The 23474-nt window shown below is 73.8% G+C and carries 17 protein-coding genes; 9 read left to right on the top strand and 8 right to left on the bottom strand.

The genetic code is table 11. The features are described from left to right. Positions 1-42: 42 nt before the first annotated feature. Both ACFYZY_RS23760 and ACFYZY_RS23755 read right to left on the bottom strand, forming a co-directional pair. Positions 43-2178 carry a hypothetical protein gene (locus ACFYZY_RS23760; protein WP_388697497.1) on the bottom strand — a complete coding sequence of 712 codons (2136 nt, stop codon included), beginning with the start codon at positions 2176-2178 and terminating at the stop codon, positions 43-45. A gap of 401 nt (positions 2179-2579) precedes the next feature. After that, positions 2580-3104, bottom strand: coding sequence for a hypothetical protein (locus ACFYZY_RS23755; protein ID WP_388697496.1), 525 nt, complete (start codon positions 3102-3104; stop codon positions 2580-2582). A gap of 480 nt (positions 3105-3584) precedes the next feature. Here ACFYZY_RS23755 and ACFYZY_RS23750 point away from each other — a divergent pair, with 480 nt between their 5' ends. Then, the gene (locus ACFYZY_RS23750; RefSeq protein ID WP_388697494.1) at positions 3585-4385 is read left to right on the top strand and encodes a polysaccharide deacetylase family protein; all 801 of its coding nucleotides are present in this window, start codon (positions 3585-3587) and stop codon (positions 4383-4385) included. A 148-nt stretch (positions 4386-4533) separates the two neighbouring features. Here the strand turns inward: ACFYZY_RS23750 and ACFYZY_RS23745 are convergent, their stop codons facing one another. Next, positions 4534-4722, bottom strand: a complete 189-nt coding sequence (locus ACFYZY_RS23745) for a CsbD family protein (RefSeq protein ID WP_388697491.1) — start codon at positions 4720-4722, stop codon at positions 4534-4536. A gap of 272 nt (positions 4723-4994) precedes the next feature. Between ACFYZY_RS23745 and ACFYZY_RS23740 the strand changes: the two genes are divergently transcribed. From ACFYZY_RS23740 to ACFYZY_RS23730, 3 genes are all read left to right on the top strand, one after another. Further along, positions 4995-6812, top strand: a complete 1818-nt coding sequence (locus ACFYZY_RS23740; RefSeq protein ID WP_388697488.1) for an ABC transporter ATP-binding protein — start codon at positions 4995-4997, stop codon at positions 6810-6812. Positions 6813-6935: 123 nt separating this feature from the next. Then, the gene (gene recQ / locus ACFYZY_RS23735; protein ID WP_388697485.1) at positions 6936-8969 is read left to right on the top strand and encodes a DNA helicase RecQ; all 2034 of its coding nucleotides are present in this window, start codon (positions 6936-6938) and stop codon (positions 8967-8969) included. A 179-nt stretch (positions 8970-9148) separates the two neighbouring features. Then, positions 9149-10024, top strand: coding sequence for a 3-hydroxyacyl-CoA dehydrogenase family protein (locus ACFYZY_RS23730; RefSeq protein ID WP_388697483.1), 876 nt, complete (start codon positions 9149-9151; stop codon positions 10022-10024). 76 nt (positions 10025-10100) lie between these two features. On the opposite strand, the gene ACFYZY_RS23725 is transcribed toward ACFYZY_RS23730, so the two are convergent. Next, the gene (locus tag ACFYZY_RS23725; protein WP_388697480.1) at positions 10101-11396 is read right to left on the bottom strand and encodes a YhgE/Pip domain-containing protein; all 1296 of its coding nucleotides are present in this window, start codon (positions 11394-11396) and stop codon (positions 10101-10103) included. Between the two features lie 433 nt (positions 11397-11829). On the opposite strand from ACFYZY_RS23725, the gene ACFYZY_RS23720 reads away from it, so the two are divergent. After that, entirely contained in the window at positions 11830-14364 is a 2535-nt protein-coding gene (locus ACFYZY_RS23720) for an ATP-dependent Clp protease ATP-binding subunit (RefSeq protein WP_388697477.1), read from the top strand. Between the two features lie 46 nt (positions 14365-14410). On the opposite strand, the gene fdhD is transcribed toward ACFYZY_RS23720, so the two are convergent. Next, a complete protein-coding gene (gene fdhD, locus ACFYZY_RS23715) occupies positions 14411-15247 on the bottom strand; it encodes a formate dehydrogenase accessory sulfurtransferase FdhD (protein WP_388697474.1) in 837 nt (278 codons plus the stop codon). 308 nt (positions 15248-15555) lie between these two features. Between fdhD and ACFYZY_RS23710 the strand changes: the two genes are divergently transcribed. Genes ACFYZY_RS23710 through ACFYZY_RS23700 form a run of 3 tightly spaced genes read left to right on the top strand, consistent with a single transcriptional unit; the run spans position 15556 to position 17996 of the window. Beyond that, positions 15556-16536, top strand: coding sequence for a Dyp-type peroxidase (locus ACFYZY_RS23710; RefSeq protein ID WP_388697471.1), 981 nt, complete (start codon positions 15556-15558; stop codon positions 16534-16536). 5 nt (positions 16537-16541) lie between these two features. After that, positions 16542-17357, top strand: a complete 816-nt coding sequence (locus ACFYZY_RS23705; RefSeq protein WP_388697469.1) for a family 1 encapsulin nanocompartment shell protein — start codon at positions 16542-16544, stop codon at positions 17355-17357. Positions 17358-17360: 3 nt separating this feature from the next. Further along, entirely contained in the window at positions 17361-17996 is a 636-nt protein-coding gene (locus ACFYZY_RS23700; RefSeq protein WP_388697468.1) for a DUF1345 domain-containing protein, read from the top strand. 55 nt (positions 17997-18051) lie between these two features. Here the strand turns inward: ACFYZY_RS23700 and ACFYZY_RS23695 are convergent, their stop codons facing one another. Then, positions 18052-18912, bottom strand: a complete 861-nt coding sequence (locus tag ACFYZY_RS23695; RefSeq protein WP_388697466.1) for a hypothetical protein — start codon at positions 18910-18912, stop codon at positions 18052-18054. A gap of 7 nt (positions 18913-18919) precedes the next feature. Beyond that, positions 18920-19384, bottom strand: a complete 465-nt coding sequence (locus ACFYZY_RS23690) for a GreA/GreB family elongation factor (protein WP_388697464.1) — start codon at positions 19382-19384, stop codon at positions 18920-18922. A gap of 214 nt (positions 19385-19598) precedes the next feature. Between ACFYZY_RS23690 and ACFYZY_RS23685 the strand changes: the two genes are divergently transcribed. Next, positions 19599-20267 carry a 1,4-alpha-glucan branching protein gene (locus ACFYZY_RS23685; protein WP_388697462.1) on the top strand — a complete coding sequence of 223 codons (669 nt, stop codon included), beginning with the start codon at positions 19599-19601 and terminating at the stop codon, positions 20265-20267. A gap of 19 nt (positions 20268-20286) precedes the next feature. Here ACFYZY_RS23685 and ACFYZY_RS23680 read toward each other — a convergent pair whose 3' ends face one another. Continuing rightward, positions 20287-23388: a LuxR C-terminal-related transcriptional regulator gene (locus tag ACFYZY_RS23680; RefSeq protein WP_388697557.1), complete on the bottom strand. Its 3102-nt coding sequence runs from the start codon at positions 23386-23388 to the stop codon at positions 20287-20289. Positions 23389-23474 lie beyond the last annotated feature (86 nt).

Below are 23474 nucleotides of genomic sequence, written 5' to 3'. Positions count from 1 at the left end.
GGACCTCGCTGCCGGGACGGGGCAGCGCCGCCGGTGCGGCGGTCAGCCGTCCGTGCCGGGTGCGACCGGCTCGGACACGCCCGCGGGGACCCGGGCGGCCGGACCCGGCGCCGGGACCCGGACCGGTGCGGGCGCGGGCCGGGGGACGGCCGTGAACGCGGGGGCGGAGGGCAGCGAGAGGGTGAGCGGCGTGCCCGCGAGCGCCGTCCAGCCGGACCGCCCGCCCGCGTACGCCTGGCCGAAGGCGGCACCGCTCCGCAGGGTCCCCGCGGGGGCGGTCGCGGGGACCGTCGTGCCGCTCGGCCCCTGGACGGTCACGGTCCGCCCGATGCGGTACGCGGTGACCTGGCCGTTCTGCACGGCCGTGCGCCAGGCGGAGCGCTGCCGGAGCTCCTGCCCGATGTCCTTCATCCGCAGGTTCACCACGGGCGCGTTCGCGGCGAACAGCGCGTCGTACGCGTCGAGGACGCCGTCCAGGACCGGGTAGGCGATCCGGTCCTCGGCCAGGTTCGACTGGTGGATGAAGTGGGGCCGGGGGTCGTTGGCGAGGACGTGGCCCAGGGCGATCCTCCGCTCCAGGGGCACGATGTGGTCCGTGTAGCCGGTGGCGGGGTCGAGCGGGGCGGCCAGGCAGGTGGTGGTGGCCGGGTTGTCCTCGCAGATGCCGCTGCCGCCCTGCGCGCGGCTGGTGTAGATCCAGTTGTACTCGTCGACCTGCTCGGCGGCCCGCCCGGCGTTGTAGAAGACGTTCATCGGGTGGCGGGGGACGGTCGTGGCGGAACCGACCGGGCGCTGGCCGGGTTCGCGGGAGTTGTCCGATCCCAGCCAGGCGATGCCGTTGTCGGCGAGGGCCGGGGCCAGGTGGGGGTTGTCCACGGTCTGCTGGGGCAGGACGCGCAGCCCGGAGTGCTCCCCGGTGACCAGCTCGTCGTCGGCCAGCGGCAGTCCGGCGGCCCGGCCCCACACGCGGTTGAGGGCGATCTCGTCGGAGATGCTCTGCCGGGAGACCCACTTGACGGAGCCGTCGGGGAGGGTGGCGCACCGCCACGGCACCACGGCGACGTTCTGCTCGCAGCCGAGGAAGGCGTGCGTGTAGGTGTGGTTGATCCAGCGGAACGTGTCGCGCCGGGCGATCAGCCGGTCGGCCAGCGCGTCGGTACCGCCGTTGTCCGTGCGGAAGTCGACGCTGCCGGCGGCGTTGTACGCCAGGTCGAGGGTGAAGCCCCGGGAGTTCTGCCAGCCGACGGCGTGGTCCACGTCGGCGGCCGTCATCCGGATGGGGTCCGGGACGGCGTTCGGGTCGGCGCAGTCGACGTCGCCGGGCGTGCAGTTGAGCGCCGGGTTCCAGCGGTCGTCCGCCGCGAGGACGTCGTCGACGTGGACGGCGAAGTAGTTCCGCGAGGCGCCCAGGTGGACCCCGTCGGTCATCCATTCCACGATGCCCCGGGCCAGCAGGCGGAACTGCTGCTGGTACCGGTTGTAGACGAAGGTGACGACCAGCTCGCGTCGTCCGTCGTGCCGGTACTCGCCGACGAGGGACCCGCGCTTGGTCGTCCCGGGTATCGCGGCCTCGACGTACGGGGTGAAGTCCGCGCCCGCCGACGGGGTCGACAGGTAGGCGTAGCTCTCGCCCACGGTGGGCGAGTTGTCCTCGAACGGCACGGCCCCTTCGAGGTAGCCGAACGGGCCGGACAGACCGGCGGCGGTCGCCTGCGCCCCGACCCCGTCGAGGCTTCCGGCGTAGCCGCCGTACACCGCGTACTGGAGGCCGACCTCGGGCCGGGCGTAGGTGTACGCGTCGACCTGCGGGATGTCGAAGGACCGCTCGTAGTCCGCGAGCGCCGCCATCTCGGGGGAGCCGGCCGGGAACGGGTTGTCGTTCGGCAGGACGACGGCCTGGAACTTGGCCCTGGGACCGCCGTCCACGGTGTCCGAGAGGTAGGCGTCGTCGATGACGGGGCGGTCGGCGCGGTTGAGGTCGACCGTCGTGTACGGCGTTCCGGCCGCGTCCAGTTCGGCGGCGATGGCGTCGGTGGCCGGACCCCCGTCGGTCACGACGAGGACCCGCAGGTCGACGCGGGGGGCCTTGCCGACGGCGTGGGCCGTCGTACCCGGCAGGACGAGGGCGGCGACGAGCGCGCCCGTGGTGAGCAAGGTGGTGCCTGAGATCCGCTTCATGCGGTGGTGTCCCCTCCCGGAGCAGGGGTGGGCACGGCTCCGCAGAGCGGACACACCCCCGTCGTGCGACGCCGGCATCCCCCTCGAAGGCCGGTCGTTCACGCATCCGTCGCGTCACATGGTGATGTACCTGTGGAGTTTTTGTGGTCCCGCCGCGAAAGCTGGCCGGAAAAATCAGATATTCGGAACGGTGCTCTTGGCGCGGCGAAAGGCGTGGAAAACCCTTTCGCCGCCCGACCCTCTCCTCCCGTGCGCCGCTTGCGCGCAGGTGGAGAGGGCGGGGGGCGTCGGTCGGTCCGGGGGCCCTCCAGTGGAACCGTCATTGGTCTAGACCGTCAATCCGGAAGAGGAGAGGTGATTTTCGGACAGACCGTTTTGTGACGACTCGCCGGACGCGTCCGTCAGGCGCAGAGGACGCGGGTCTCGGGCGTGTGGACCGGGCCGCCGCTGACGCTGGAGGTGTCGCTGAACTCGGCGTAGAAGTACGAGTAGAAGCCGATGTTGCCGTTGCAGCCGGAGTCGGGCGCGATCTGGAGCGTCAGGGTCACGGTCCTGCTCTGGCCGGGCGGGATCGTGGCCCCGTAGTTGGCGCCGAGGTTGGCCGGGCCGGTGCCGGAACAGGGGGTGCTGCCGGCGGGGCCGGTGAGGACGCAGCCGGTGAACGCGTACTTCAGGTCCGGACGCTGGGTGGTGAGCCAGGTGGGATCGATCGTCTGGTGGACGAACCAGATGTCGTAGGACTTGTTGTTCGTCAGCGTCATGGAGAGGCTGACCGTGCCGCCCGGAGTGGTCGTCGCGGCGTTGGTGGCGAACGTCAGGTCGGCGGCGGCGGCGGTGGCGGTCCGGCCGGCCGCGCTCGCGGCCGGGGCCAGCCCGAACGCGGTGAGGAGGAGGGCGAGGACGGCGGTGAGACCGAGACGTCTCATGAGGTGGGATCGCATGGCCAGGGAGGCTAGGCAGCGGGACGCCCCGGCGTCTGCCTCGGCGAGAAGGCCCGGGACCCACGGCGGCCGAAAGCGTTCTTTCCGTGAAGGTGGTGCGGGGAAAGTGTGACGGCCCCCCGGGGGCGCGTCGCCGCACGCCGCGACGGGTGCGCCGGCGCGCCGCGGACCGGGCCCGGTTCCGGCCCGGCTCCGGGGCGGGGCCGGGGGCATTGGCGCGTACGCGACGGGTCGTGGCGCGCCGGGACCCGGTCGCGCCGGGCCGCGGGGGTCCTCTCCCGGCCACGGGGAGTACTTCCGGCCGCGCCGGACGGCCGGTCGGCGCGGCCCGCGCGAGGAGCTTCCCCGAGGGCGCGTACCCGGTTGTCGACGAGGTGTGTCACTACGGTTACACGAAACCTCCTCGCCCCTTGTAACGTCCTTTCACCTGGGGAAGAGCGAAGAACAACGGGGAGTGGGCATTCCATGGGGCAGTCGGACAAGTACAAGGCGCACATAGCCCTGGTCGCTTCCGCCGTAGGGCTCAGCCTGGCGGTGTGGGGGGCCACGGTGGTGACGCACGACGCGGAGGCGGAGACCGCGGCCACGGCGGGGGCCTCGGCGGGCCGGCAGGACGGGAAGGCGGGGGAACCCGCCCAGGCGCCGCCGAGGAGGATGCCCGAGAGCATCGCCCACGCGGCGGAGGCGGGCGGCCGGGCGGTGAACATCACCATCGACGACGGACCCGACCCGCGGTGGACCCCCCAGATGCTGGACATCCTCCGGGAGCACGGCGTCAAGGCCGTGTTCTGCATGGTCGGGCCGGAGGCGAAGCGGTACCCCGAGCTGGTCGGGAAGGTCGTCGCGGACGGGCACCGCCTCTGCGACCACACCGTCTCCCACGACACCGCGATGGACAAGAAGCCCGTCGCGTACCAGAAGCGGCAGATCCTGGACGCCAAGAAGATGATCGAGGACGCGGCCGGGGGAGCGAAGGTCGAGTACTACCGGGCGCCGGGCGGCGCGTTCACCCCGGACAGCCGCCGGATCGCCGCCGAGGCGGGCATGCGGCCGCTCGGCTGGAACGTGGACACCAAGGACTTCGAGCACCCCGGCGCCGCCTCGATCGTCAACACGGTCAAGAACGAACTGTCCAACGGGCCGACCATCCTCTTCCACGACGGCGGCGGCGACCGCGCCCAGACCGTCGCCGCCCTGCGGGAGGTGCTGCCCTGGCTCAAGCAGCAGGGGCACACCTTCAGCTTCCCCGTGCGGACGGCCCCCTGAGCCCGTCCCGCACCACTCCGCGGACGGTGCCGTCGCCGGTGACCGGCGACGCGCGGAAGGACCGCCCGGCCGGTGCCGGGCGGTCCTTCCGCCGTTCAGGCCGTCCTCCAGAGCGCGGTACGGCGGCCTGACGGAACGGGCGCGGGCCTCAGGCGTCGTCGCGCTTGAGGGAGTCGCGGACGCCCTCGGCCTTGCCCCGGGCCTTCTCGCCCGCCTCGCGGGCCTGGCCCTTCATCTGGTCCGTCTTGCCCTCGGTCTTCATGCGCTCGTTGCCGGTCGCCTTGCCGGCGGCCTCCTTGAGCTTGCCCTTGGCCTTGTCCATGTGGCTCTCGCCCATGACTGATACGCCCCTTTTCTGGTCGACTGGGGTACTTCGGTCACGTTAGGCGCGTTCCCCGGATCCCGCCCGTCAAGCATCCGCACCGGCCCCGCACCGGCCCCGGCGGAGTTCACCCGTCCGGCCGACCCGCCCGGAGGGCCGTCCGCCCCGCCCGCCGGGGCCGTCCCGCGCTCCGGCCCCGGCCGGCCGCCGAAAACCCTTGGACCGCGCACGCGTCCGCGCGGCACACTCCCCTTCCTCACCTTCGTGACGAGAAAACAGGGTTGGGCATGGGATCACCTGAAACGCGTGAAGGATTACCGCCCGGGGGGCCGGTGCTCCTCGCGCTCCGCCACTACGGACGGGAACTGGTCCGTCTGCGACGGCTGGCCGTGCCGGCGATGCTGCTTCCGGCGCTCGGGAACATCGCCCTCCATTACATCGCGCCGCTGGTCGTCGCCAAGCTCGTCGGCCGGGTCACCGGGGACGGCGCCACCGAAGGCGTCGGCCCGCTCCTCCCGTACCTCCTCGGCTTCGCCGCCGTACTTCTGCTCGGCGAGGCCCTCTGGCGCGCCGGACTGCACTGCCTGAACCGCCTCGACGCCCGGGGCATCGAGCACCTGTACGTCATCGGCATGGACGAACTGTTCGCCAAGGACGCCGCGTTCTTCCACGACAACTTCGCCGGATCGCTGACCAAGCGGGTCCTCGGCTTCGCCTCCCGCTTCGAGGAGTTCGTCGACACGCTGACGTTCTCGGTCATGGGCAACTTCGTGCCGCTGGTGTTCGCGTCGGTGGTGCTCTGGCAGTACGACCCGCTGCTCGTGGTCGGCCTCCTGGTGCTGATCGCGGTCACGGGAGGGGGCGTGGCCCCGCTGATCCGCCGCCGCCAGGCGCTCGTCGCCCGGCGCGAGCAGGCCGTCGCCCGGGTGTCGGGGCACGTGGCCGACACCCTCATGAACATGGACACCGTCCGGTCGTTCGCCGCCGAGGAACGGGAGGCCGCCGAGCACCGCTCCCGCGTCGCGGAGTCGCGGCGGCTCACCCTGCGCTCCTGGGACTACGGCAACCTGCGCATCGACACGCTGGTCGCCCCGATGTCCGTCCTGACGAACGTCCTGGGACTCGTCCTCGCCGTCGGCCTCGGCGGGGGAGAGCACGGCGTGGAGGGGATCGTCGTGGCCTTCACGTACTACGCCAACGCCACCCGGATCATGTTCGAGTTCAACCAGATCTACCGCCGTCTGGAGAGCGCGGTGACGGAGGCCGGACAGTTCACCGAGCTGCTCCTCGAACCGCCGACCGTGCTCGACCCGGAGGACCCGGAACCGCTGATGCCCGAGGGCTCCGACGTCCGCTTCGAGAAGGTGACCTTCGCCCACACGGGCGCGAAGCCGCTCTTCGAGGGGCTCGACCTGGAGGTGCCCGGCGGGGCGAAGGTCGGGTTCGTCGGCCGGTCCGGCGGCGGCAAGACGTCCCTCACCCGGCTGCTGCTGCGGATGACGGACATCGACGGCGGCCGGATCCTGATCGGCGGGCAGGACATCGGCCGGCTGCGCCAGACCGACCTGCGCGGCATGATCGCCTACGTGCCGCAGGACCCCGCCATGTTCCACCGGAGCCTGCGGGACAACATCGCCTTCGCCCGGCCGGACGCCACCGAGGCCGAGATCCGCCGGGCGGCCGAGGCGGCGCACGTCACGGAGTTCGCCGACGCGCTCCCCGACGGCTTCGACACCATGGTCGGCGAACGGGGCGTGAAGCTGTCCGGGGGCCAGCGCCAGCGGGTCGCCCTCGCCCGGGCGGTCCTGCGCGACGCGCCGATCCTCCTCCTCGACGAGGCCACCAGCGCCCTGGACTCCGAGAGCGAACTCCTCGTCCAGGAGGCGCTGTGGCGCCTCATGGAGGGGCGGACGGCGCTGGTCGTGGCCCACCGCCTGAGCACGGTGGCCTCCATGGACCGGCTCGTGGTCCTCGACCGCGGGCGGATCGTCGAGCAGGGCACCCACCGGGAACTGCTCGCGGAGGAGGGCGCCTACGCCAAGCTGTGGCGGCACCAGTCGGGCGGCTTCCTCGACGGGGCCCCCACGGCGGCCGACCCGCGCTGACCCGGGCCCGTCGCGGGCGGGGCCGGAAGTTTTCCACAGGCCCCGCCCGCGGCGGGCCGGGGGTTGTCCACAGATCACGCCGGGCGGGACCGGAGTGTCCGAGCGGGCGGATACGCTTCACGAATGGTCCTCTCCGACGCTTCCACCGAGATCTCCGAGCCCGCCCGGGTGCTCCACCGTGTCTTCGGCTACACCTCCTTCCGCGGGCAGCAGCAGGAGATCATCGAGCAGGTCGTCGGCGGCGGCGACGCCCTCGTGCTGATGCCGACCGGCGGCGGGAAGTCGCTCTGCTACCAGATCCCGGCCCTGGTCAGGGACGGCACGGGCATCGTGATCTCGCCGCTCATCGCCCTCATGCAGGACCAGGTGGACGCGCTGCGGGCCCTCGGCGTGCGGGCCGGGTTCCTGAACTCCACGCAGGACCCGTACGAGCGGCAGGCCGTCGAGCAGGCGTTCCTCGCGGACGAGCTGGACCTCCTCTACCTGGCCCCCGAGCGGCTGCGGACCGAGGGCACGCAGCGGCTCCTCGACCGGGGCAGGGTGTCGCTCTTCGCTATCGACGAGGCGCACTGCGTCGCCCAGTGGGGCCACGACTTCCGGCCCGACTACCTCGCCCTGTCCATGCTGCACGAGCGGTGGCCGAAGGTGCCCCGGATCGCGCTGACGGCGACGGCCACGGAGGCCACCCACGCCGAGATCGCCGCGCGCCTCGGCCTGGAGGACGCCCGGCACTTCGTCGCCGGGTTCGACCGGCCGAACATCCAGTACCGCATCGTCCCGAAGAACAACCCGTTCAAGCAGCTCCTGGAGCTGATCAAGACCGAGCACGACGGGGACGCCGGCGTCGTCTACTGCCTCTCGCGGTCCTCCGTGGAGAAGACCGCCGCGCTCCTCGTGGAGCAGGGCGTCGACGCCGTGCCGTACCACGCGGGCATGGACGCCCGCACCCGCGCCGCGAACCAGTCCCGCTTCCTGCGCGAGGACGGGGTCGTGGTGGTGGCGACGATCGCCTTCGGCATGGGCATCGACAAGCCGGACGTGCGCTTCGTGGCCCACCTCGACCTGCCGAAGTCCGTCGAGGGCTACTACCAGGAGACCGGCCGCGCGGGCCGCGACGGCGAGCCGGCCACGGCCTGGCTGGCCTACGGCCTCCAGGACGTGGTCCAGCAGCGCAAGCTCATCGACGGCTCCGAGGGCGACGAGCAGCACCGCCGGGGCCTCGCCATGCACCTGGACGCCATGCTGGCGCTCTGCGAGACCGTCGACTGCCGCCGGGTGCGGCTCCTCGCGTACTTCGGGCAGAAGGGCGAGCCGTGCGGGAACTGCGACACCTGTCTGACCCCGGCCGAGTCCTGGGACGGGACGGTCGCCGCGCAGAAGCTGCTCTCCACGGTGTGGCGGCTGGCCAAGGAGAGGCGCCAGAAGTTCGGCGCCGGGCAGATCATCGACATCCTCCAGGGCAAGAGGACCGCCAAGGTCATCCAGTTCGACCACGACGGACTCTCGGTGTTCGGCATCGGGGCCGACCTGGGCACCGCCGAATGGCGCGGGGTCGTCCGCCAGCTCCTCGCGCAGGGGTTCCTCGCGGTCGAGGGGGACTACGGGACGCTCGTCCTCACGGAGCGGAGCGGTGAGGTCCTGGGCGGCCGCCGCACCGTGCAGATGCGCAAGGAGAAGGCGGTCGCCCCCGCCCGCAAGGAGTCCGGCAGCCGCTCCGGGAAGGGCGCCCGCGTGCCGGTCGACCTGCCCGCCGAGGCCGTGCCGGTCTTCGAGGCGCTCCGCGCCTGGCGGGCCGGGGTCGCCCGCGAGCAGGGCGTACCGGCGTACGTCGTCTTCCACGACGCGACCCTGCGGGAGATCGCGACCCGGCTCCCCGCCACGGTCGCGGAGCTGGGCACCGTCGGCGGGGTCGGCGAGGCCAAGCTGGCCAAATACGCCGAAGGCGTCCTGGAGGCCCTGGCGGGAGCCGGCACCGCCGCTCCGGCCGGGACCACGGCCGGGGGCGGGAGCGCGCCGGCGCCGGCCGCGCGGCCCGGGGCCGTGCCCGCGGCCCCGGCGCGGCACGACGATCCGCCGCACGACGATCCGCCGCCGTACGACGACGAGCCGCCGTTCGACTTCGACGAGCCGGAGCCGTCCTGGGACGAGGAGGGGTAGGGGCGAGCGGGGGCGGGGGAGGCCGCCGGGCCCGCGGCCCGGGACGTCACCCGGAAGCCGTAGCCGTACCGCCCGGAGGACGGCGCCCGGGTCGCCGTGGTGACGGGCGCGTCCGAGACTGCGGGAGTGGCCCGGCCGGGCGAACGGCGGGCCCCCGACCCCCGGAGAGCAGGACGAGCATGCCGTTCACCCTTCCCACCGACATCCAGAACCGCCCGGTCGCCGTGATCGGCGCGGGGACACTCGGACGCAGGATCGCGCTGATGTTCGCCACCAGGGGCGGCGAGGTGCGCATCTACGACCGTTCGGCCGATGCCGAGGAGGCGGCGGTCGCGTACGTGAGGGAGAACGTGGCCGAGGTCGCCGCCACCGTCGAGGGCGGTTCACCCGGCCGGGTCGTCTTCACCTCCGACCTGGCGGAGGCGCTCGCGGGCGCCTGGCTCGTGGTCGAGGCGATCCCCGAGCGCCTCGACCTGAAGAAGGAGATCTTCGGCCAACTGGACCGCGCCGCCGACGCGGACGCCATCCTGGCCAGCAACTCCTCCTCGTACCCGACGAGTCAGTTCATCGACCGGGTCGAGCACCCCGAGCGGGTGCTGAACATGCACTTCTACATGCCGCCGAAGCAGAACGCGATCGACATCATGTCGGACGGCCACACCGACCGGGGGATCATCGACCTCCTGAAGCGGGAACTGCCCCACTACGGGGTCTTCCCGTTCGAGGCGCACAAGGAGTCCACGGGCTTCATCTTCAACCGCGTCTGGGCCGCCATCAAGCGCGAGTCCCTCGCCGTGGTCGCGGAGGGCGTCTCCACCCCGCAGGACGTCGACCGGATGTGGCAGATCAACATGGGCACCCCGGCCGGCCCGTTCCGCATGATGGACCAGGTCGGGCTCGACGTCGTCCTGGACATCGAGGAGCACTACGCCGCCGAGCGGCCCGGACTGCCCGGCGGCCCGCGCGAGCTGCTGCGGAAGTACGTCGACGCCGGTCACCTCGGCGTCAAGACGGGACGGGGCTTCTACGACGACTACACCGGGGGAAAGAAGTAGGACGTGGCGCGGTCGTCGTCCCCGGACCGCGTCGTCCGGGACCGGGGACGGTGACGCCCCCGGTCCTGGCCCCCGCTCACTCCTCGGGCTGCGGCGTGAGCCTGCGCAGCCCCCTGCGGTCGTAGTAGTGCGTCATGGCGAAGCCGAACACCAGGGCCACGACCACGCCGACCGCGATCATGATCCAGGCGCGTCCGAGACCCGCGTCGGCGCGGGCGTCGAAGTACAGGATGGACCTGACCCCCACGCTGAGCTGGTGCATGGGCTCGAAGACGCCCAGGAACCGGTAGAACCCGGGGGTGGCCTCCAGGGGGACGGTCGCCCCCGAGGAGGGGAGGGCGAGGGCGATGAAGACGAACATGGAGACGAGCTGGCCGATGCCGCCGAAGGCGGCGTTGATGGCCTGGACCCCCAGGCCGACGGCGACCGTCGCGCAGTACGAGAACAGCCACAGCGTCGGCAGGTGGGCGGCGTCCATGCCGAGGATCGAGATCGTGGCCACCATGATGAGCGTGGTGGTGAGGAGCGAGACGCCGGCCGTCATGAGCATCTTCAGGAGCAGCGTCTGGGTGCGGCTGATGGGGACCGTCGTGTGGCGGGTGTGCCAGGGGCCGATCTCGCTGTCGGCGTAGCCGAGGGCGGTGTCGACGCCGCTGGTGAGCATGTTGCCGCCGATGAAGCCGGCCAGGACGAGCAGCAGCGTGTAGTAGAAGGCGGTGAGCCCGAGCCCGCTGTGCCGGCCGATGGGATGGCCGACGCTCGTGGTGACCTCCACGGGATCGGCCAGCAGCAGCCGCGCGGTGGGAGCGGTCGCGGAGGCCGAGAGCCGCCCACCGATGTCGCGGGACGCCTGGTGGGCGGCGCTCTGGGAGATCTGGGACGCCATGGACGACCCCAGGCTTCCGACGCCGGGGTTGGTGAGCACGTGCATCGTCGGACGGGCCGTCGCACGGGCGGTGGCCAGTGCCGTCACGGACGCGGTGAAGTCCTTCGGGACGACCAGCGCGCCGTACACCGTGCCGGAGGCCAGCGCCTCCTGGGCCGCCGCCCGGTCCATCCGGCGCCAGTCCACGTCGTCCTTCGAGGAGCCGGCCGCGACGATCGCGTCGGTGATCTGTCCGCCCAGGCTCTTCCGCTGTCCGGGGGGCGGAGGCCCCTGGTCCTCGTCGACCAGGGCGATGGGAAGCCGGTGCAGGTTGTCGGACGGGTTGAGGATGCCGCCCATGTAGAGGAGCGACAGCAGCAGGGCGACGAGGGAGCTCAGGACGGTCGGTACGAGCCACAGCTTGGGACGCCGGACCAGCGTGCCGGCACGGGCCTGCGGGCCGTGGGGGTGCGGGCCGTGAGGGGGCGGGGGGATGTCGGAACTCATGGAACCATCGTCGGCCGACACGTCCCCGTGGCACGGGAACGCGGGGGATACGGGCGGGACGGGCGTGTCGGGCGGGGCGGGCGGAAGGGGAGGAGGTGGACGTGTCGGGAGGGGCGGGCGTGCCGGGAGAAGGCGGGCGTGCGGGGAGGACCGGGCCCGCCCGCGCCACCGTACGCGCGGGGCGCGCCGGGTGTCCGGTCCGCCGCGTCCGGGTCGCCTCCGTGCCGGGACGCGACCGGGGCCGGTCGCGTGACGCCCGTGCCCGGTCGGGTCGCGTCCGGCCCCGGCCCTCCGGCCCCGGCCCGGCCCGCTCCACCGGGGCCCCGCTGCTCGGGCCCCGGTTCGGGCCTCCGTCCCCGCGTCCGTTCCGTTTGCGGAGCGCTGGACATGGCGTTTCAGTGGGAGGGACCCCCCGCGCTTCTCTGGAGCTGACATGTCGATGGCGTTCGGTTCACCCTTCGGTTCCTCCGACCCGTTCAGTGAAATGCTGAATCGTTTCTTCGGCATGTCTCCCGCCTCCTCGCCGCCGGCCGTGCAACGCGTGCCCATCGGACGGCTCCTGACGGAGTCCTCGCACGAACTCCTCAACCTCGCCACCCGCAGGGCGGTCGAGGACGGCACCTCCGACCTCGACACCGAACACCTCCTGTGGGCAGCCACCCGTGTCGATCCCTCCCGCAGGCTGCTCGCCCAGGGCGGAGTGGACCCCGACGCCCTCGCGGACCGGATCGCCGAAGTGCTGCCGGGGGAGTCCGCCGAACCCTCCTCGGAACCCGGGCTCACCCCGGCGGCCAAGCGCACCCTCGCCCTGGCCCACGCCCGCTCGCAGGCCGCCGGGGTGTCGTACATCGGCCCCGAGCACATCCTCGGCGCCCTCCTCGGCGACCCCGACTCCGGCGCCTCCCGTTTCCTGCGCGCCGAGGACCTGGACGTGTCGAAGCTGCGCGGCCCGGCGGACCGGGCGGCCTTCGGCGGGGAGAGCGCGCCCGCCGCCCCGAAGCAGCCGGCCACGACCCTCGACGAGTTCGGCCGGGACCTGACCGAGGAGGCGAAGGCCGGCAGGCTCGACCCCGTGGTCGGCCGGGCGGAGGAGATCGAGCAGACCGTCGAGATCCTCTCCCGGCGCTCCAAGAACAACCCCGTCCTCATCGGTGAACCCGGCGTCGGCAAGACCGCCATCGTCGAGGGCCTCGCCCAGCGCATCGTGGCCGGCGAGGTGCCCGACACCCTCAAGGACAAGCGGGTGATCTCCCTCGACCTCTCCGGGATGGTGGCCGGCGCGCAGTACCGGGGCCAGTTCGAGGAGCGCCTGAAGAAGGTCATCGAGGACGTCCAGGAGGCCCGGGGCGACATCGTCCTCTTCATCGACGAACTGCACACGGTCGTCGGCGCCGGCGCCACCGGCGAGGGCTCGATGGACGCGGGCAACATGCTCAAACCGGCCCTCGCCCGCGGCGAGCTGCACGTGGTCGGCGCGACCACCATCGACGAGTACCGCAAGCACATCGAGAAGGACGCCGCCCTCGAACGCCGCTTCCAGCCCGTCCTGATCCCGGAGCCCACGGTCGAGGAGACCGTGCAGATCCTCGAAGGGCTGCGGGACGCCTACGAGGCGCACCACCGGGTCCGCTTCGCCGACGGCGCCCTCACGGCGGCGGCGGAGCTCTCCGACCGCTACATCAGCGACCGGTTCCTCCCCGACAAGGCCATCGACCTGATGGACCAGGCGGGGGCCCGGGTGCGGCTGCGCAGCGGCGGCCGCTCCACCGAGGTGATCAGCCGGGAGGACCGGCTGGCGAAACTGCGCCGCGAGAAGGACCAGGCCGTCGCGGGCGAGGAGTTCGAGAAGGCGTCCGACCTCAAGCGGCAGATCGCCGAGATCGAGGGCGAACTCGCGGGCATCGAGGAGCGGCGCGAGGGCGTCGTCTCCGTCACGGCCGGCGACATCGCGGACATCGTGTCCCGCCGTACCGGCATCCCGGTCTCCCAGCTCACCGCCAGCGAGAAGGAGAAGCTGCTCAGGCTGGAGCAGGAGATGCACGCCAGGATCGTCGGCCAGGACGAGGCCGTCACGGCGGTCTCCGAGGCCGTGCGCCGCAACCGGGCGGGCATGGGCGACCCGAACCGCCCCGTGGGCTCCTTCCTCTTCCTCGGGCCCACCGGCGTCGGCAAGACCGAACTCGCCAAGACGCTCGCCGAGCTGCTGTTCGGCGACGAGGACCGGATGATCCGGTTCGACATGAGCGAGTTCCAGGAGAAGCACACGGTGGCCCGGCTCGTCGGGGCGCCTCCCGGGTACGTCGGCTACGAGGAGGCCGGACAGCTCACCGAGAAGGTCCGCCGCCAGCCCTACAGCGTGGTCCTGTTCGACGAGATCGAGAAGGGACACCCCGACGTCTTCAACACGCTGCTCCAGATCCTGGACGACGGACGCCTGACGGACGGGCAGGGCCGCACGGTCGACTTCCGCCACTGCGTCGTCATCATGACGTCCAACATCGGGGCCCACCGCATCCTGGACCACCAGGGCGACGCGGCCGAGCTGAAGGACCGTCTGATGGAGGACCTGCGGGGGCGCTTCCTGCCCGAGTTCCTCAACCGCATCGACGACATCATCGTCTTCCACAGCCTCACCGAGGAGGACCTGTCGGAGATCGTCGGCCACCTCCTGGACCGCAGCAAGAAGCGCGTCCACGCGCAGGGCATGACCCTGGAGGTAACCGACGCGGCGCGCAAACTCCTCGTCGCGCACGGCTACCAGCCCGCGTTCGGTGCCCGGCCGCTGCGCCGGACCATCCAGACGGAGCTGGACAACCGGGTCGCCTCCCTGCTGCTCGGCGGTGACGCCGAGCCCGGCGACACGATCGTGGCCGACGTGGCGGACGACTCGATCCACTGCACGGTGCGCAAGGGCGGCCCCGGGGCGGGCGCGCACCGGGACGACGACGAGGATGCCGCCGCGGCGTAGCGCCGGGGCCGGAACGGGTGAGGGGCCGCCGCACACCGGCGGCCCCTCACCCGGTGGGCACGGTCTCCAGGCGCTCGTCGCCGCAGTACACGTTCATGGACGTGCCGCGCAGGAAGCCGACCAGCGTCAGCCCGCTCTCCGCGGCGAGGTCCACCGCGAGCGAGGAGGGGGCGGAGACGGCCGCGAGCAGCGGAACCCCCGCCATCACCGCCTTCTGCACCAGCTCGAAGGAGGCCCGGCCGCTCACCATCAGGACCGTCCCGCGCAGCGGCAGCAGCCCCGACCGCAGGGCGTGGCCGACGACCTTGTCCACGGCGTTGTGCCGGCCGACGTCCTCCCGCAGGCACAGCAGTTCGCCCTCCGCGGAGAAGAGCCCGGCCGCGTGCAGCCCGCCCGTGCTGTCGAACACCTTCTGGGCCGCCCGCAGCCGGTCGGGGAGGACCGCCAGCACCTCCGTGCCGACGCGCAGCGGGTCCTCCGCGACGGACCAGGCGGCCGTGGTGCGCACCGCGTCCAGACTGGCCTTGCCGCACAGCCCGCACGAGGACGTCGTGTAGAAGTTCCGTTCCAGGGAGGCGTCCGGGGCGGCCACACCGGGGGCGAGGACGACGTCCACCACGTTGTACGTGTTGCCGCCGTCGGACGTGGCGCCCGCGCAGTACCGGATTCCGGCCACCTCCCCGGCGGAGCGGACCACGCCCTCGCTCACGAGGAACCCGGCCGCGAGGTCGAAGTCGTCGCCCGGGGTGCGCATCGTCACGGTCAGCGGCCGCCCGCCGACCCGGATCTCCATCGGCTCCTCCGCGGCCAGCGTGTCCGGACGGTAGGAGGCGCCCCCCTCCCGCACGCGCAGGACGCGCCGCCGCGCGGTCACTCGTCCCATGGTTCGTTCCCTCCTGTGGTTCCGGCCGGCGCATCCGCGGGTCCGCGGCGCCGCGCGGCCCGACCCCCGACGGTAGCCGTCGGGGCACCGCCGCGCGCGACGGCCCCGGCCGCGCCCCCCGGAACCGGAACCGGAGCCGGGCGCCGCTCCGGCCCGGTGGTACGCCGCCCGGCCCCGCGCCCGCCGCGTCGGGCTGCGCGCGGCACCCCGTCCGCCTACGCTGGCCCTGTCCGTCATATCTGGCATGTCCGTCATAACCGTCATGACACCCTCCTTGTCCTGCGGTGCCGTTCTCCAGCGGGAGCGCCATGGCCGTACCCCAGCCCGTCGTCATGCCACCCGCCCGGGCGGCCCTCTTCCTGGTGGCCACCATCGGCCCCGGCGCCGAGGGCGCCGTGCGGGAGGCGCTCCAGGACGTGACGGGCCTGACCCGCTCGGTGGCCTTCCGCGCCCCGGACGAACAGCTCACCTGCGTCGTCGGCATCGGCTCGGAGGCGTGGGACCGGCTCGTCGGCGATCCGCGCCCGCGCGACCTGCACCCCTTCCCGGCCCTCCGGGGTCCCCGTCACCGCGCCCCCGCCACCCCGGGCGACCTCCTCCTCCACCTGCGCGCCCGCCGCCCCGACCTCTGCTTCGAACTGGCCAGGCTCGTCCTGGAGCGGCTGGGCGGCGCCGTGACCGTCGTGGACGAGGTGCACGGCTTCGGATACTTCGACGAGCGCGACCTCCTGGGCTTCGTGGACGGCAGCGAGAACCCCACGGGCCCCCTGGCCGCGGAGTCGGTGTACATCGGCGACGAGGACCCCGGGTTCGAGGGCGGCAGCTACGTCGTCGTGCAGAAGTACGTGCACGACATGGCGGCCTGGGACGCGCTCACCGTCGAGGAGCAGGAGCGGGTCATCGGACGAGGCAAGGCGGCCAACGTCGAGATGCCCGACGGCGTCAAACCCGCGAACTCGCACGTCGCCCTCACCACGGTCACCGACGAGAACGGCGACGAGCGGAAGATCGTGCGCGACAACATGCCGTTCGGCCGGCCCGGCAGCGGCGAGTTCGGCACCTACTTCATCGGCTACGCGCGGACGCCCGCCGTGACCGAACAGATGCTGCGCCACATGTTCCTGGGGAACCCGCCCGGGACCACGGACCGCATCCTCGACTTCTCCCGGGCCGTGACCGGCGGCCTCTTCTTCGTGCCGAGCGCCGACCTCCTCGACGGTCTCCCCGGCGCGCCGGACACCACCGGTCCCGGGGACTCCCTGGGCATCGGCAGCCTGAAAGGAGCCTGAGCCCCATGACACCCCCCGAGCACCCCACCAACCTGCACCGCGAACTCGCCCCGGTCACCCCGGCCGCCTGGGCCGAGATCGAGGAGGAGGCCCGCCGGACCTTCCGTCGCCACGTCGCGGCCCGCCGGGTCGTGGACGTCCCCGACCCGGCGGGCCCGGCCCTCGCCGCCGTCGGCACCGGCCACCTCTCCGCCGTGGAGCCGCCCGCCCCCGGCGTCACGGCCCGGCTCCGCGAGGCGCGGCCCCTGGTCGAACTCAAGGTGCCGTTCACCGTCACCCGGGCCGCCGTGGACGACGTGGAGCGCGGCTCCCGGGACTCCGACTGGCAGCCCGTCAAGGACGCGGCCCGCACCCTGGCCCTCGTCGAGGACCGGACCGTCTTCGACGGGTACGGCGCGGCCGGCGTCGAGGGGCTGCGCGCCCGCACCTCCCACCCGGTGCTGCCCCTGCCCGCCGAACCGCGCGCGTACCCCGACGCGGTCTCCCGGGCCCTGAGCGCGCTGCGGCTCGCGGGGGTCGAGGGCCCCTACGCGCTGCTCCTCGGCGCCGATCACTACCGGGCGGTCGCCGAGACCTCCGACCACGGCCATCCGGTCGCCTCGCACCTCGACCGGATGCTGGACCGCCCCCCGGTCTGGGCGCCCGCCCTCGACGGCGGTGTCGTCCTGTCCACCCGGGGCGGCGACTTCGAACTCCGCCTCGGCCAGGACGCGGCCATCGGCTACACCTCGCACGACGCGGACAACGTCGAGCTGTACCTCTACGAGACGCTCACCTTCCTCACGTACACGGACGAGGCCGTCGTCTTCCTGGAGCCCTGAACCGTGCACCACCGGCTGCTCGGGGCCTTCCCGCGGCTCGTCGGGTCGGTGCTCGCCGGCGCGGCGGCCGGCGTGCTCGTCGCCGTGCTGTCCCGTGTGCCGCTCGGCGTCCTCACCGGCATCGCCGTCACCGAGACCCTCTTCGTCGTCTCCGGCTGGATCGTCCTGTGGCCCATGGACGCCGCCGCCACCCACCGCAACGTCCACCGCGAGGAGTTCCGGGCCTCCGTGGAGGAGGCCGCCGTCGTCGGAACCTCCCTGTGCGGGCTCGGCACCATCGTCGTGCTGCTCCTGGTCGGCCACACCGACCTGAGCCGCGCGGCGGCCGCGCTCGCCCTCTGCGGCGTCTCCACGGCCTGGGCGGCGCTCCACCTGATGTACGCCACCCGTTACGCCTACCTCTACTACGTCCTGGAGCCGGGCGGCGGGATCGACTTCAACACCCGGGAGCCGCCCCGGTACAGCGACTTCCTCTACTTCAGCTTCAACCTCGGCATGACCTACCAGGTCTCCGACACCGGCGTGTCCACCGCCGGGCTCCGCGCGGTCGTCCTGCGCCACTGCCTGCTGTCGTACGTCTTCGGCACCGGCATCCTCGCCACCGCCATCAACCTGGTCACCGGCATCGTCACGGGCTGAGCACCGGCCACGGGCCGGGCACCCGCCACGGACCGGGCCGGGAACGGGCGCCGGGTCAGGAGCGCCACCACGGTTCGCGTACGAAGCGGCTCTCGTCGCTCGTGCACCCGACGCCGTTGGAGACCTGCTCGGTGTCCAGGTTCCAGCCCACGACGCCGTTCCCCTTGCGGCCCAGTTCGATCAGGCGGTCGTTCCCGGTCTCGGTCCCACGGGTGACCCGGCACTCCACGATCGACGTCCACGACTGCCCGTCGAGGGCCGAGACGAAGAACAGGACGGGCAGCGCGACCACGGTCAGGAGCAGGGACGCCCACTGTTCGAAGCCGGCGGCCCGCACCAGCCAGGCGGGCGGCCGGTACCCGGTGTTGTGACGGGCGCCCGGTTCCCGGCCGTGCCGGTGGTGCGGCCGGCGGCGGCCCGTGCGGTACTCCACGACCACGCCCTGCCGCAGCGCGAAGGCGGCGAGCCCGGTGCCGAGCCCCCACCACGGCCCGAAGAAGCACGCGTCGATGACGCCCATGGCGACCGGGTTGACGACCGTGAGCGCCGCCCGCCGGAGGGCTCCGACCCGTCCGCCGCCCAGCGGCACCGCGCCGCGCGCGGCGAACAGGGCGAAGACCACGCGGGAGACGACGACGGCCAGCACCGAGCCGAGCAGCGGGTCGGTGATGAGCATGCCGATGACGATGTCCGGCCAGTTCGCCGGCTCCATGCCCACGAGCACGTCGCGGACGGCGTCCCCGCCGCCGACCGTGTACGCGAGCTTGGTGACCGGCACGGCGAGGGCCAGCGCCACCAGGACGGTGTGGCCGGGGCCGCCCTTGCGGTCGGTCTCCCTGATCCGCTCCTGCTCGGCGTGGTCCCCGGGTTCCGCCTCCGGACCGGTTCCGCCCGGTCCTCCGTCCGCCTTCCGCACGGCGCCGTCAGCCGACCGAGACCACGGTCGCGGTCGCGGGGCCTTCGGGCGTCTCGTACGTGACGGTGTCGCCGGCGCCGTGGCCGAGCAGCGCCCGGCCGAGCGGGCTGTCGGCGGTCACCAGGGACGGGTCGAGCGCGTCGGGGAGTTCCGCGATCCGCACACCGCTCTCGGTGCCGTCGTCGAACCGTACGGTCACGCCGCTGCCGACCCCGATCGTGCCGGCCGGCGGCGGCGCCGCGACGGCTCCCTCCTCCAGGCGCTCCCCGATCTCCCTGATGCGCCCGTTCAGCCGGTCGACCTGGTCGGCGCGCATCAACTCGTCGGCCTGGTCGGCCCTGTCGCCGACCTCGTCGCCGCCGCCGTCCCGCAGGGTGACGGCGACCGACTCGCGTTCGGCGCGCAGCTCGGCGAGCTCCCGTTCCAGGGCCTCTCGGGCGTCGGCGTTGATGGGCTCGGGTCCACCGGACATTCCTGCTCCCGTTCTGGGACGGCACGGTCGAGGGCCGCACAGAGAATGCGACATTCCTGACATTATCAGGCAAGGGTGACGAGGGGTGAGAAGCGGGGACGGCCCGTCACGACCCGCGACTCCGGTGACCGCCCGGCCGAAGGCGTGCCCGGAACCGGGTCCCGGCAGGTCTGTTACGTTGCCCGGGCCCCGGACCGGAAGGAAGAAGCACACGATGGCCGTGATCCACCGCACCACGATGCACCCCACCAAACTGGAGCTGCTCACCGCCTGGCTCCCCACCCGTCCCTGGTACGCGGGCGGGCCGGCCGGTCCCCGGCCGGCCAAGGCGGGCGGGTTCCGCCTGGACGACCCCGCCGGCGAGGTGGGCATCGAGTTCATGGTCGTGACCGACGGCGCCGAAGCGGACGCGACGGCGTACCAGGTCCCCCTGACCTACCGTCCGGCCCCCTTGGCGGGCGCCGAGCACGCCCTCGTCGGCACCTCCGAACACGGCGTCCTGGGGAAGCGCTGGATCTACGACGGCGTCCACGACCCGGTCTTCGTCGCGCGGCTGTACGCGCTGCTCGACGGCCGCGCCGCACCGCAGGAACAGTCCGTGAGCGACACGCCCGACCCCACCGTCACCGTCTCGCCGCTCGCCCCGGCCGGCACGGGTGCCGACGCGGAACCCGTACGGGTCGCCGAAGGCCCCGACCACACCGACGTGGCGGTACGGGTGCCCGGCACCGACGCTCCGCCGGTCCTGCGGGTGCGGCGCGTCCTGCGGCCCGGCGACGACGGCCCGGCGGCCGGCGGCCCGGGACGGGTGACGGCCGAATGGCGGAGGCCCGACGGGACCGTCGTCCGGAGCGTCTGCGCGGTGGCCCTCACGGACCGGTAGCGGATCGCGCCCCGGTGGCTCACGGCCGGAGCGCGGTCGCCAGCTGGGCGCGGGAACGGACGTCGAGCTTCTGGTAGATGCGGGTGAGCCGCGCCTCCACCGTCTTCACGCTCAGGTACAGCTTCGCCGCCGCCTCCTGGTTGCTGGCCCCCCGGCCCACGAGCCGGGCCAGGCGCAGCTCCGCCTCCGTGAGGGAGGAGAGCGCGGACGCCGCCTCCTCGCCCCCGGCACCCCCCACCGGCCCCTCGCCCGCAGGGACCGCCGGTGCCTCGCCCGCCAGGGCCAGCCACGGCACCGCCCCGGCCCGCTCGAACACCGACGCCGCCCCGTGGAGGGCGGCCTGCGCCGCCGACCGGCGGCGTCTGCGGCGCTCCACCCGGGCGAGCGCGATCAGCGCCCGCCCCTGTTCGAGGGGCAGACCGGCCCGCCCGAACCGCTCGGCCGTGCCGGTCAGCAGCTCCGCCGCCTCGCCCGTACGCCCCCCGGCCGCCAGGCACAGCGCGTGCACCCGGTCGCAGCCGAGCAGGACGGTGGACCGCCCCAGGCGCTCCGCCACCGGCCGCACCTCCGCGAGGAGCGCCAGGGCCTCCTCGCCGGCGTCGTGCGCGAGCAGCGCCTCGGCCAGCTCCTCGTGCCAGCGGAGCATGGACGGGTCCACGGTCGACTGGGCGTGCTCGTCGGCCTGGACCCGGCGCAGGGTCTCCAGGGCGGCGGCGACGTCCCCGTTCACCAGCTGGACCCGGCCGAGCGCGTACCGGCCGCGCGAGAGGAAGACGCGGTCGCCCTCCTCCTCCGACGCCTGCACGCTGCGGCGCGCATAGCTCGCGGCCCGCGCGAAGCTGCCGCCCGCCGTCTCCGCGAGCGCGAGCGCGTACCAGGCGGGGCCGGGGGAGAGGCCCGCCTCCAGGGTGAGGGCGAGGGACCGTCCGGCATGGGCGAGGGCCGCCGCGCACGGGCCGATCCGGGACTCGATCTCGGCCAGCGTGCGGAAGAGTTCGATGGCGTCCTCGACGGAACCGCGCCGCTGCACCAGCGGCAGGAGCGCGCCCAGTTCGTCACGGGCCTCCACCAGCCGGTCGTCGAAGAGCGCGTGGCGGATCGTCAGGATCTGCGCGGCGTTGTGGATGCCCAGCGGCCGTTCGGCCAGCTCCAGGGCGCGGGCGCGGGCCAGTACGGACTCCGCGCCGGGCGAACCGAGCGCCCGTTCCATCCGCGCCCGCACGGTCAGCGCCTGCGCGGCCGTGCGTGGATCGCCCGTCGAGGCGGCGAGCGCGGCCGACGCGACCGCCGCCGTCCGCGAACGCTGCGGATCGCCGTCCGCCAGCACGTACTTGACGGCCAGCCGGAGCTGGACGGCGGCCCGCAGCGCGGTGTCGCCCTCGGAGTCCTCCATGGCGTGGACGTACATCTCGTCCAGGCCGGTCAGCCCCTGGCCCGCCGTGTCGAGCACGGCGAGGCGCACCCGTACCCGGTCGGCGGGGCCCGCGTCCCGGGCGAGCAGATCGGTGGCCGCCCGCATCGCGAGATCGGCGCGGGCCGCGCGGGCGGCCTCCTCGGCGGCGTCGACGAGCCGGGCGATCCGCCGCGCGCCGTGCCGCCCCGGCGTCGACTCCGCCGCCAGCAGCGCCAGTTCGGCGGCGAGCGCGCTGTTCCCGCGCCGCCGGGCCAGCTCGGCGGCCGCCGCGACCTCGGCGGCCAGCTCCTCGTCCGGGCTGTCGGTGGCGAGCGCCCGGTGGCGCACCGCCTCCACGGGGTCGTCCACGACCTCCGCGAGGGCCCTGTGCCCGGCGCTCCGCTCGGCCCAGCAGGCGTCGTGCACCAGGGTGGAGGCCAGCAGCCCGGCGGTGAAGGTCACCGAGCCGTCCTCGGCGAGCGACACCAGGTCGGCCCGCTCGGCCGCCGCGAGGTCCGCCTCCGCGCCGGGCCGCCCGGCCCGGCGCACCAGCGTCGCGGACGGGCGCAGCGCGAGGGCGGCGAGCAGCAGCGTCTCCCGTACGGCCGGGGGCGCGGCGCCCAGGAGCTGACGGGCGAGGTCGCGGGCGCGCCCGGAGAGCGTCAGGGCCTCGGCGTGGTGCACCGGGGTCCGCGCGTCGGCGAGCGACCGGCCCACCGCGAGCGCGAGCCGCGGGTTGCCGCCGCTCTCGCGGTGGATGCGGCCGGCCATCCGGGAGGGCAGCCGGTGGTGGATGAGGAGTTCGGCGATCTCGTCGGCGTGCAGCGGCGGGACGCGGAGCACGTCCGCCTCCGACGGCACCCAGAGGTGCCCGGCGTCCGGGTCCTCGGAGCGGTACGGGCCGTGGACCTCCCCGTACGGCTCCGGGGTCTCCACGGCCACCACCCGCAGCGCGGGCGGCGCCAGGTGGAGGGCGAACCGCAGCAGGTCCGCGCTGTCCGCGTCGACGTGCTGCGCCCCGTCGACCACGAGCAGGACGGGACCCCGGCAGGCCAGGGCGCGCAGCACGCGGGCGATGCCGAGGCGCAGCGCGATCGGGTCCCAGCCGTCCGCGTCGACCGGAGCCTCGCGGCAGAGCATGGCGACGGCGGTCCGCTGCGGGCCGGGCAGTTCGTCGAAGATCCCGGAGACGAAGATCCCGGACGTGAAGCCCCCGGAGGCGGAGAGCCCCGGGACGAGGGTCTCGGGGGCGGGGGCCCCGGAGAGGACGCCCCCGGCGGGGCGCGTCCCGCCGGAGGCCGTCCCGTCGTCGTGCGCGCCGCCGGCGCGGGCCGCGCCGGTGCGCGTTCCGGGACCGGGGGCGGACCTCGTACCGGAGCCGGAGCCGTGGGCCGGGGCCGTACCCGCTCCGGGAAGGAGGGGCCCCGGGTTTCCGGAGGCCGGGGCGGCCGTCCCGGGCGGCACGGCGTCCGGCACGCCGGAACCGGGCGCCCCGGACGGTTCGGGCCGGGCCGCCCCGGGCCAGGACACCGTCGCCGCCACGGAGGCGAGGAGCGCGGCGGCCGACGCGCCGGGTATCTCACGGTCGGACGGCAGGGACGCGAGCCACAGCACGGTCTCGCCGCGTGCCTCGGCGCGTGCCGCCGCGGCGAGCGCCACCTCGGTCTTGCCGACGCCGGCGGGGCCGGTGAGCAGGGCGCGGCCCCGGGTGTGCAGGGCGCGTTCCAGCCGGGCGAGGAGTTCCTCGCGGCCCACCGGCGCCGGGGACGCCCCCGTGCCCGCGGGGCGCGGGGAGGCGTGCGGAACTGTCGTCA

The sequence above is a fragment of the Streptomyces sp. NPDC001744 genome, assembly GCF_042892575.1.
GTDB lineage: Bacteria > Actinomycetota > Actinomycetes > Streptomycetales > Streptomycetaceae > Streptomyces.
Note: the sequence above shows the minus strand (reverse complement) of the source record. Positions and strands in the feature narration are given on the sequence as shown.